The following is an 11,953-nucleotide window of genomic DNA, read 5'->3' as shown; positions in this document are numbered from 1 at the left end:
AGTATTATAGCATTTGAAATGGCATCTGTCAAATTTTGGCAATCTATGAATATTTTTGCATGATCAGTGGTTTAGAACCAGGTGGGCTTACCTTACTATTTTTCGTCTTCCTGGTAGGGATTTCCCACATCGTTTCCAAGGTCGCAGGTGTACACCCACAAGATCACATCCCCGTCTTTTGGCTTGTACGCAGATGCCCCATAATTTGGAAATGTCCCATTGACACTATACATCCAGCCAGAATTTTTTCCGCAGTCCAGCTCATAGAGCTGGTTGATTCCTTCCACATAGTAGCTGTTATATAATGGGGTGTATTTCGAAGAAATCTGAATCCCCTTTTCCCCACAGATAGTTTTTAAAATATCAAAGACACTCTCCCCTGTGGTAAATGAGACCGTTGTCTTTTTTAGGATCTGTCCATCCTTCGGGACAAACTCTTTTTTGGTTTCCTTTAACTCCTCCATGTGATCCAGGATCGTCTCACAGGAGATCTCGATCGTACAGGTCGCAGTCTCCCCGGAAGAGGACTCTCCCCCACAGCCAGTAAACACGCTGCCACATAGAAGCAGTAACAGACTTAATAACAAGGTCAACCACTTTTTTCGTTTTGGATTCATACGCTTTCCTTTCTTTTTATTCTTTCTCTACAGGTATTGTAGCATTGTTTTTGGGGACTGTCATCTGGAATCAAAGGAACGATCAGCCACCAACGGAAGTTAATTTTATGCCTTAATCCTGTTTCCCTACAAACACACACGCTTACACAGACACTAAGTAGATTTAATCTTTTGGCTTCTGCTCCATTAATTTGTCAACTTCTGCTTCTATTGCATCCGGATCAATTCCGACTTTTTTCAAAGTATCGTGTTTTGCCTCATTCGCCTGCTTAACAAACGCACTGTATTTTTCATACCAGTTCAACGGAACGGGCTTATATTTATGGCTTTTACCCCTCTCATTCAAAAGCCTATATAATAACTGTACCATTCCTTCATACTGTAAAGACTCCGAATAATGATTTACCGTTATATCTTTTACAGATCCGTCCAGTACCTGTACTTTCTCAACAGTCGTAGTAAACAGAGGATCCTCGTTCCATATGGATTGATAAAATTCATCCAATTGAATGATTTTCTTAAATTCACAATCTTTGTCAGAAAGCTGGTACCATTGAATAACATCATCAAACTCACCTTTTAAATATCGTTCAAACAAGCCACAATATTCTTCATTATTTAGGAAACTGAAGTAATAATTTAATCTACTTGCCAGAGTTTCCAACTCAGCTGTACTGACATCATTTAAAAACGCCATAAATTTCTTGTAGTCCTGTTCCTCTGAATCAATTACTTTCAAAACCCAGTTAAGGTCCATCAGGATCTCACAGGCGAGCTTTGTATCCACTTCGATTATGTCTCCATGTGCAATATGATTTCTAATCTGTGGAAAATCATATGCGAAATAAGCATATTCCCACAGTTCCTTTTTCTTATTTATCTCTTTTACTATATTGTTTAAATCAGTTTTCTTTGAATTATCTTTTAGTACAGATCTCAATAAAACTTTAAAAAGTCCTTCAATTTGTGGGGTAATCAAATACACAAAAAGAAAATATTCACCTTTTTTGAATAATTCAATTGCTGTAGATATAATTTTCCATCTATCGTTTACATATATATTTTCCCTAACAATTTTCAAAACATTTTCTGCAATATGTAAATTCATAACATCGTTCATTAAAGCTCTTGCATATTCATCTGCATGTTCTTCTTTCAACAACAGCCTGTTTTCAAATTCCCTTCCCGGCAGTTCCGATAAAAGAATCTTGTCCACTTCGTCCATAAGTGAATTTTCCTCCCAAGCCATATATATCGGAAACAGAAATTTAAAAAATGAGGGCCAACATAAAACATCACAATTTTCCCATGCTGCTTTTATTAAAAATCTGTTATCTTTTTCCTTCAGAGCTTTTAATTTGTCTTTATTTCTGTTCTTTAAATATACAGTTTTATTATCTTTCTTCTGCTCTCTATTTCCACCTATTTGTTGTAATTTTTCCTCGAATTTTCTTTGATTATCCTGTAACGTTCTTTCATTCATTTCCTTAGCCGCTTTCAGCTTCAGATATTCTTTTGCCACATCACTATTATGTTCAAAATGTAAAACAAAGTAATATGTATAATCACTCCTTTTTAATGTTCTATCATGTTTGCTTTTTTCTTCGTATTGTCTTAAATAGTATTCGGTTTCTTCTTTTCCCCACGTTCTTGCAAATCGCCAAAAAGCAGTTATTAGAGAACGCCTACTAAGCAGTTTTTCCGGACATTTACTCTCACTGGCTTCATTTATGATTTTAGTTTTAAAATCCCAAACCATCTTTTCTGGTTCCATGTAAATTTCCTCTCTTTCTCTACCCAAAATATATGAGCGGCTTCTTTTCCCTCCGCACAAATTAAATTCATAACCTAGCAGTATAAAAAAGTGATAATGTGTTTGCATTTCTATTATATTCATGCAATAACAAAACTTTACATTTTCCCATATTTTAAGACATTTTTTTCTTTGCGGCAATTCCAATGTGAGGATGAACTCTGTGTTTTCCTATAAAAAGATCCACCAACACCAGATAATCTCTGTCCGGCATTGGTGGATGTTCCGATTGCTATTTCACTGTTACTTTTATTTTCTTTGTAACCTTTCCAGATTTCACTGTGACCGTTGCGGTACCTTTTTTCTTGGCTTTTATCACACCCTTTTTCGTAACGGTTGCCACTTTCTTATTTGAAGTGGTGTAGGTCACCTTCTCCTGGGAGGTGATTGGCGCAACCACAGGCTTTAAGGTAAGGCTTTTGCCCTTTTTCAGGGTGAGCTTCGTCTTTAATCCGGTAATCTTAGTCGTTTTTACTTTCGCGCTTTGTACTTTCACCTTCAGGGTTGCTTTTTTGCCACTCTTTAAGGTGATGGTAATCTTCGCGCTTCCAGTTTTCTTACCAGCCTTGATCTTGCCGTTTTTATCCACGGTCACAATCTTCTTGTTGCTGGAAGTCCAGGACTTCACGGAATCGCCATTTGCAAGACCAGTAACCTTTACTTTCGTTGTAGTCTGCTTCTTCTGAAGCTTGATGGAGGTTACATTTAACTTCATGGTTGCGACGAGCTTGCTTCCGTTATCACGGCTCTGTTTCGCACCGCAGATGGAGCAGATTCCCTCCTGTTTCTCTGGTGAAAAAACAGTCGCTTTGGAAATGACCGTCCAGGTGAAGTTATGGGCGTGAGTAAGCATCGGGATCACTTCCGTCTTGGTTGCCCCGCATACAGTACAGGTATAAACCTTCTCCCCGGCAGCGGTGTAGGTGGCCTTTTTAGTGATGGTTCCAGTATCATAAGAATGCTGACTGGTTTTTGGAATAACTTCTGTCTTTGTATAGCCACACACCAGACAGGTATATTCCATCTGGCCTTCTGACTTACAGGTGGCTGCGGTTACTACCTTTCCATCTCCGTAGGTATGATTCTGATAACCGCCCTTTTTCGTATTATCGGTAATATCACAGGTTCCATAATCAGATTTGCATTCATGCCAATGGCCTTCTGCGTCGGAAGTCCAGCCTTCCACCCACTTATGGTCGTGCTCCTGTTTGTAATCATCGGTATAATGGAAGACAATTTCATCTCCATCTGTTAAAAACTGCTCACTGACACCAAGATCGGAATGGATTCCGTTTAAGGTGTACATCCAGCCGGAATTCTTTCCATTGGTGAACTCTCCAAGCTTTTCCCCATCTTTGGTGATAAAATCAATATAGTTGCCTTTGGGATTGCTGTATTCAAGCTGATTGTCTGCAAGCACTTTTTCCAGTACATCCAGTACCGTTGCGTTGCTGTCAGTATCTACACTGGTCTCCTGGATCCAGGTCTCCAGGTTTCCTGCCTTTAAGGTATGCACCTCACCGTCCGAATCACTGTCATGGGCCTTATCTCCAAGGAGCTTAAAGGAAACGGTGATCTTCTCTGCTTTTACCAAAACCTTCACCGTAATAGTTGTTTCAACAGCCCCATACTTTAACTGAAGCATCTGGCTACCCCTGGTCTGGGGATCATAACCGATCACTGTAATCTCTTCAAAAGATGGATTGGTCTTGCTTCCATCACTCCAGGTAACGGTAAAGATACCGCCGGAAAGATCCAATTCTTCTCCGATGTAATACTCTGTTTTGTAATCTCCGGTAAGGGTAAGTCCTGTCGGGTAAGCGCCAGCTCCATAAACCGGATAACGCTCTCCCTGCTCCCAGTTATGGTAATTGCCGCTGTTTAATCCATCCTTTACGGTGCCATCGGCGAATTCCCCGGCGGTTTTTGCAAAGCAGTAATCGCTCTGGTTAAACTCGTAGTCGATTCCATATTTGGAATCATTTTCTACGGTCAGGATGTTTTCTACTTCACCGATTCCCTGAGATGCCCCACAGGAATCCAAATAATAGTTGTTTGAAATCCCCTGGAATTTATCGAAGCTCTTTAAATATCCGACAATAGCCCCTACATTTGATTTTCCAGAAACAGTCCCGTAGAAGAAGTTGTTAGAAACGGATCCGCTTCCATTTCCCCAGCACTGCATGCAGCTTGGCTCCCCACCAAAGATTCCGCCAACGTTTGATACACCACTGATGGTTCCTGCTACATAACAGTTTTTCACGGAAGCAACCGGAGTATTCGGAGCAGAATCTGCCTCATAGCCGCTTCCAAGGATTCCTCCTACCCATTTGCCAGTAGCGTTTACCCTTCCAGTAAAGCTGCTGTTTTCAATGGTACAGGAACCCATAGATTGGCCTTTAGCACCTGCTAACCCTCCGGCTTTGTTTAATCCTCTTACAGTTGCTGAACTGCTACAGTTACGAATAATTCCATTAATTGTACCAGCAAAAGTTCCAATACTGGATTCCTGACCTGTATATCCGATCAGGACACCACTCTCTGCTTTGCAGTTTTCAATTACAATTGAGTTGGCTCCGGAAGCATATCCTCCAATCAGTCCTGCCTTTTTGGTACTCATGCCAGATTTTAACGTAACATTCCGAATCGTAACTGCATCCGGACATCCTGTATTATAGACACCATCAGGACCATAGTCAACCGTATAACGGTCAACCAGACCATATCCATTAATCTGTTCTCCCAAAAGATTGAGATTTTCAATCACTGCATCACGGACATAATTGAACAGCGGCTTTCCATTAGTCGCGACTGTGACCGTGTGACCTTCGCCATTTAAGATGCCAGAAAATGGCCAAATATATTTTCCATTCCCTGTGCTGGTATTTCCAGGTTGGATTGTACCAATTGGTTTCCAGTCTGACGGAAGATTGATATCTTCTTTTAAAGAAAAATAGCTTCCATAAAAATCAAATCCATCTACATTGACTTTCTTTTGCAAAGCTTCCAGATCAGACAGATTTTGAATTAGATAAGGAGACTCCTCAGTGCCATTTCCTTCCCACGGAAGTGGTTCATCCACTGCAGTCATAGCTGCAACATCAGAGCAGATTTCCTCACTATAAAACGAGTCAAACCAATTTTCCAGTCTTTTTGTTTTTACTTTACAGTAATAGTACATCGTGCCATCGTCTGGAATTGGTGGGATATAAGAATCTTTTGTAGCACCTGGAATCAAAGTTCCATTTTCGGAATTATTTTCAGTGTTTTTATACCATTGATATAAAGTGTCTTCTGTAAACCATTGCGATTTTTCCGTCTCTATTTTGAGCTGATAAGTTATCGGCTTACCTTTTACATATATAATACTTTCAGGTTGCTTTGTTATTACAGGGGAAGAAACAGTTTCCGGAAGTACTTCATACTGACCAAACGAACTCCATTCACTATATTTTTTTCCATTCAGTTCATAAGTAACTTCACAGCAATAACATTTTTCTGAACTAGCTTCATTTGTATCTACAGTATAAGTAGGTTCTGTAGCCCCTTCTATGATTTTACAAGCTGTTTTTGGATAATTCCATGCTCTAAAATACCGCTCTGTACTCTGTAAATAATACCATTGATAAGTAAATTTTCCCTCTCCATTGCCTGGCACTGACGCTTGCACACTTATCGTTAAAGGTGTATCTCCCAAATGTAATGTTTTTATATTAGTAAATGGTTCTTTAAATGTAACATCTGGAGTATAGTCAATTCCACTCTTTTTTATAATCAAAGAGTATTTGGCTGTTTCCTGACAATATACGTCGCTACCCTCAATAATTTCTATTGTCGCTATATACTCTTCTTTATTATCCCAATTTGGTACAATACAGTATTTGCCTAAATAATCCGGTTTAATTTCCTCTTTCTCCAACATTACTTTAAGAGAAGAGTTATATCCGTATGCTTCTAGTTCAAGATTAATATGTTCAATATTCTCTGGCATATTGACAATAAGTTCTTGGTTATCCAATGAATCTTCTAGATTGGACGGGATTTCGTGATTTTTTGGGTCAATAACTTTTATTTCTTTTAAATGATTACGATAACGAATTTCAAGATCGCAAGAATCAATAACATTGCCATTCTTACTTACTTCTATCCGTATTGATCGAATAGCCAAATTATATCCTTTTCCTTGATCCAATATAGCATCTTTAGAAATTGCCTGGCTTAAATATACATATTTATTTTGGATTAAGCTTACTCTATGTTCCGCTTGATCTCGCGGACTTGTATAAACAGCATAAACATGACAGTCATCACTCACTACATCTTTCATGCCTACATTAACATACATATCGGTTTTGTTAGTATGCGTATTTACATATGTCATTTCCGCTGGAACAATAAATGCCTGGCTTCCATCTAATACACTAAGAGCAATATCTTTTTCTTTTTCTTCCGTCTCAAAATGAAGTGTTACTGTATCTATGCAAGATTGTTTAACACTTTCATTTGGAATAACTGTTATATAGGAATAAGCTGCTGATATTAAAGTAGCTCTATCACCATCAGCAGTTTCTTCCATTTTCTCTGCCGTAATAAAATATGGTTTCTCCCGTGATTCCAATCCTGATATAGTTACTTTACCCTGTTCATCTGTAATTAAACCTTCTGCCTTTTCTCCGTCAATATAAATAGATGCGCTTTGGCAATTACTATAAATATGTGCATCACTTGTTTCTTTCAGCTGTAACGTTATATCCTGCCCTGCAAAAACCGTTTGTGTTTTCCTTGTAAAATATGCATAAGAATCCACACTTTTTCGTTTTTGAATAAAGAAACAAAGATCATCACCGTCATGAATCAATCTATTTAAAGAAGTTTGATAATTTGCGCTATCATTGTTTAATACCGATTTTATAAACGGAACAGCATCGCGATTAATTCCCCATAATTTGTAAATAAGCCCATAATATAAACCACTATCATCTGCATGATAATCATATCCCGCTTCAGAACCACCTGGATAATATAAGTCGTGCGCTAGTTTTAGGGCATCATCCATAGTGTAAGACGCCTTGCCACTAAGCAATACGGTACGGCCAGCCATAGGCTTACCGTCTTTGTCATTTAAAAATTTACCGTCTTTGCTTACACTCACAGTAACCTGAATTTCCTGTGTCTCTGTATCTTCAGACAGACTGGTTTCATCACTAAAGGAAGCAATATCTGCCTCTGACAACTCTTCTGAATCAGTAAAACTATCACCTTCTGATTCTTCTATATTTTCATCACTATAAAAATCAGTGTTTTCTTCCTCTTCATTATAATCAGCGTCTTCATTCTCTACAGAATCTACAGATATAGAAATATCATTCTCACTGATCCAACCTTCTGCGAATACGTCGGTTGGAATTTGCAGTACCAATAAAAAAACAAGCAGCCAGCTGGCTATTTTTTTCCATAGTCCTATTTTTTTCATTTTTTTCAGCCACTCCTTCTAAAAAAGGCTCCCCTTTCTCACGGAAGAAGAGCCTTGATCCTAATACTTATTTTACCCGAACAGTAACTTTTACTGATTTGGAACCAGATTTAATTGTGATCTTTGCTGTTCCTTTTTTCTTTCCAGTTACAACGCCCTTAGTGGAAACCGTTGCCACTTTCTTATTGGAACTTGTGTAAGTAACCTTCTGTTTGGAGGTAAATGGAGTTACCACTGGTTTCAGGGTAACTTTTTTGCCCTTCTTAACTGTTACTTTTGTATTTGCTACAGTAACCTTTGTAGTCTTTACAGCAGCTTTCTGCACTTTCACAGTTACAGTCTTTTTCAGGCCGCTTGCAAGAGTGATCTGAAGTTTTGCAGTACCAGCCTTCTTTGCTGTAAGCTTGCAGGTACCGTTTGCACTTCCCTTTACAGTAAAGATCTTAGTATTGGTGGATTTCCATGTCTTTACGGAATCCCCCTTTGCAAGACCAGTAACTTTAAGACCCGATGTGGACTGCTTTATTTTCAGTTTTAATGTAGAAGCATTTACAGTGGCTGTCGCTTTTAAAGCAGTTCCTACTGTCTTTGTCTCCTTTTCTCCACAAGTCTCGCAGATTCTCTCCTGCTGCTCTGGTACGAAAACAGTTGCGTCAGCAGCTACTTTCCAGTCACCAAACTTATGTCCAGTTGCTTTGATTGCTTCTGTTTCAGTTGCATCACATCTGCTGCAGGTTTTGGTAATCACGCCATCAGCTGTACAAGTAGCTTCCTTGGTAACTTTAGATGTAAAATCATGTCCAAGTGTTGGAATTTTCTGCTCATCTGTTTTCGCATCACATCTGGAGCAATGCTTGCTCTGCTTACCGTCAGTTGTGCAAGTAGCTTTCACATCTACGGTATAGTCTTTCGCAAAATCATGACCAAGTGCCTGAATTTCCTCTGTTACAACGTCGTTGCATCTGCTACAAGTCTTAGTAAGAATTCCTTTCTCTGTGCAGGTTGCTTCTTTTGTTACTTTGGAAACATAATCATGTCCGAGAGCTTTAATTTCCTGGGTATCATTTTTCGCATCGCAGCCTTCTCTTGTACAATGTTTACTCTTGGAGCCAGGCTCTGTGCAGGTTGCTTCCTGATCCACCACATAATCCTCTGACCAGTTGTGTCCATTCACAGTGTCTACAGGAAGTACGTTTTCATCGTCTGCATATGAATAATGATCACCGCATACTTCGCAAACACCAACCTCTTTCAATCCTGTTTCGGTACAAGTAGCAACTTTAGGTTCTACACTATCTGCCTTGCAATGAATTTGAACATTCTCAGAAACTGATGCGCTGATTGCTAGATTTTTCCACTGTTCTCTGCTTCCAACATAACAAATTGCTGTCAAATCATTACAATTAGAGAATGCATCTTCAGCAACATTTATTTCTGCATTGCCGAATGAAATCTTTTTCACCGATGATCCTAAGAATGCATAAGAACTAATATCTTTTACATTTGGCAGACTAATTGTTTCTAATTTTGTTCCTTGAAATGCTGTTTTACCGATAGATTCAACTCCATCAAAATTAAAAGAGGATAGTGCAGTTCTTTGAAATGCATTTGCTGGAATATTCACTAATTTACTCGCATAATGAATATCAGCTAAAGAATTACAATCTGAAAATATTCCATCTGATAATTCAGAATCACCAATGGAAACTGATGATAAATTCTTGCAATTATAAAAAGCATTGCTTCCAAGAATAACACCATCTAAAGGAATTGTAACGTCAGTAAATCCAGTGCCAGCAAACGCAACATCACCAATTGATTTTATATTATTAAAATCAAACTTCACTAATTTAGTGTCATTCTGAAATGCTCCGAAACCGATTTCAGAAAGTGTTGACGGCACATCAACCTCTGTTAAGTTTTCAAATAACTTATTTCCGCCTTTGCAAAAATTATTCTTGCCAATAGCTGTTATTCCTTCACCGATAACGATTTTCGTTACGTTCTGTGCACTTGTCTGTAGCTTGCCACGACACCACATTGCTCCAGCAACAGATCCCCAATCTGGTAATTTTCCTTCTGTTGCACCCTCCGTTAGCCTAAAATATAATGTTGTCCCATCATATTTAAACTCGATTGGTACCCCATTTTTTACTATTGTATATCCTGTATCAGCTTCATCAGCAAATATTTCAGCCTGTTCAGTCTCTCCACATTCTTCAGAATCAACGAAATTATAGTCATCATTTTCATCATCTATAATATCATAATTTTCATCCCAAAAAGAGTCCTCATCTTCTGATACAAATGTCTCATCTTCTTCAAAACTACTAAATGTAGCTTCTGCTGCACTTACTGGACTATATGCAGATAAGGCTAAGCAAGTAGAAAGAATGAAAAAAAATTGTTTACGTTTCATCTCTCACTGTCACCTACTTACCATTTTAATTCAGAATGATCATAGCTTAAGATGATTGAAAAATCACTTGCCGGGCACACAGCATCACTCATTGTATATTCCGGATACGCTGTACTGTTAATACTTTCCATACCACCTTCCAGCCACATCCAAGAATGTCCGCTCCATACGCCATGAATGATATTGCCTTCATCATCGTATTCCAAATCTGAATAGTTATTGTCATTTGTTTTTGTAGCAAACGATGTCTTAGCACGATTATTAATTCCCATAGAAATCAAATACCAGTCAATTGAGCCATCTTTATTGGTTACTTTATTCCAATCAGAACTAATGCTTGCTGTTAACGCATTATTAGAATCGCTTGCTACTTTTCCTTTTGCAATAGCTTCATAGATAGACTCACCAGGATTCGTATCAAGTACAATTGTTGGGGTAGTTGAAGTTTCCTGATAAATATTTGTTACTTTCTGATCGTAATCTCTAACATAGATATTCATCTTTGCTGCGGAAGCGATTACGCTTGAGCTCATTGACATTGCTGCTGCTAAGATAATAGCGGATACTCGTTTAAAATTCTTTTTCATGGTGTTGTCTCCTTTCAATTTAAAACCATTTTTCTTTTTGTAATTTTTAGTTATCATTTTGTTGCTAATCCGACCTGTGGCCCTCCTTCCTGTTTCTTTATTCTCCAAATCAAGGTCTGCCTATAACTCAGATCTTGACCGTGAAAAATCACATTTAGATAACAAAAGCGAAGTCCCCTTATAAATAGATATAGGAGTCTTCGCTACGTGTAGTATGGTCTGACTTAAGCACTCATGATACAAAATGCTATACACAGGTAAACACAAAGGTCTAGTTCCAGAATTCCACTGGATTGTCTTAAACAGGCTCTTTAGGAGCCGACCACATAATTATTCTCTTGTTGTTAAAATCATAACATTTATCTATAATTTTGTCAATCATTCTAAAAGATTTTTTAAAAATTTATTATATTTATAACATCTCTAATTTACTTTTCAGTAATTTTTACATATAAATGAAAATCACTTTCTTGTTTGATTAACCTATTGATTCATTTTTTCGTAATCTACTTAGATCCTGTAATTCTAAATAACCATTTGCATATCTGATAAAATATTTTATAATCTGTATCTTAATGTCTTATATACATCCGCAACTACAAAAGCCCCGACAGCATAGTTATATAGATCCATACTATCGGGGGCTTATCCACCATTTTATCAAACCGATTATCCTATAATTTCCGTATTCTTCTGATAATATAAAACAATTTATCAAATTCTGCTTTTTATAAAGTGCAGGTTCCGTTTTCTATTTTAAACTGGAACAAAACGCCCTCCTTTGTATTCGTCATTTCATACCAGGCATTATGCTGCTCCAGGATTTCCCTGACAATATTATGTAGTTTATATGGAGAAATGAAAATTTGTGCTGTTTTTTTATAATTCACCTTCTGACTTTTTTGATCGTTTTTCGTCTACTTCTCCTCAAAATTCATAATACTTTATATTTTGGAACTGAATACAGGATAATTCTTAATTATCTGCTATAATTAATTAAGAGAGGGCTCATATGAAAAAAATGAATTCATCAACAAAACAATT

5 protein-coding genes are annotated in these 11,953 nt (G+C 37.7%); all 5 read right to left on the bottom strand.

From position 1 onward, the window contains the following. Positions 1-95 precede the first annotated feature (95 nt). Positions 96-617, bottom strand: a complete 522-nt coding sequence (locus tag ABHC48_RS17860; protein WP_195700023.1) for a DUF4430 domain-containing protein — start codon at positions 615-617, stop codon at positions 96-98. A 163-nt stretch (positions 618-780) separates the two neighbouring features. Continuing rightward, positions 781-2,391: a hypothetical protein gene (locus tag ABHC48_RS17855; protein ID WP_195700024.1), complete on the bottom strand. Its 1,611-nt coding sequence runs from the start codon at positions 2,389-2,391 to the stop codon at positions 781-783. 271 nt (positions 2,392-2,662) lie between these two features. After that, a complete protein-coding gene (locus ABHC48_RS17850) occupies positions 2,663-7,903 on the bottom strand; it encodes an Ig-like domain-containing protein (RefSeq protein ID WP_195700025.1) in 5,241 nt (1,746 codons plus the stop codon). 67 nt (positions 7,904-7,970) lie between these two features. Further along, complete coding sequence (locus ABHC48_RS17845) at positions 7,971-10,322, bottom strand: leucine-rich repeat protein (RefSeq protein WP_195700026.1); 2,352 nt, start codon at positions 10,320-10,322, stop codon at positions 7,971-7,973. A 17-nt stretch (positions 10,323-10,339) separates the two neighbouring features. Then, positions 10,340-10,909 (bottom strand): hypothetical protein, encoded by a 570-nt coding sequence (locus ABHC48_RS17840; RefSeq protein WP_272067041.1) that lies wholly within the window; start codon positions 10,907-10,909, stop codon positions 10,340-10,342. Positions 10,910-11,953 lie beyond the last annotated feature (1,044 nt).

Origin of the sequence: Ruminococcus sp. 1001136sp1, assembly GCF_039841815.1 — a bacterium.
GTDB lineage: Bacteria > Bacillota > Clostridia > Lachnospirales > Lachnospiraceae > Blautia_A > Blautia_A faecis.
Note: the sequence above shows the minus strand (reverse complement) of the source record. Positions and strands in the feature narration are given on the sequence as shown.

Excerpts from the sequence above, each read along its gene's own strand:
- ABHC48_RS17860 (WP_195700023.1), bottom strand. The coding sequence starts at position 617 with ATGAATCCAAAACGAAAAAAGTGGTTGACCTTGTTATTAAGTCTGTTA.
- ABHC48_RS17850 (WP_195700025.1), bottom strand. The coding sequence starts at position 7,903 with ATGAAAAAAATAGGACTATGGAAAAAAATAGCCAGCTGGCTGCTTGTT.
- ABHC48_RS17840 (WP_272067041.1), bottom strand. The coding sequence starts at position 10,909 with ATGAAAAAGAATTTTAAACGAGTATCCGCTATTATCTTAGCAGCAGCA.
- ABHC48_RS17845 (WP_195700026.1), bottom strand. The coding sequence starts at position 10,322 with ATGAAACGTAAACAATTTTTTTTCATTCTTTCTACTTGCTTAGCCTTA.
- ABHC48_RS17855 (WP_195700024.1), bottom strand. The coding sequence starts at position 2,391 with ATGGAACCAGAAAAGATGGTTTGGGATTTTAAAACTAAAATCATAAAT.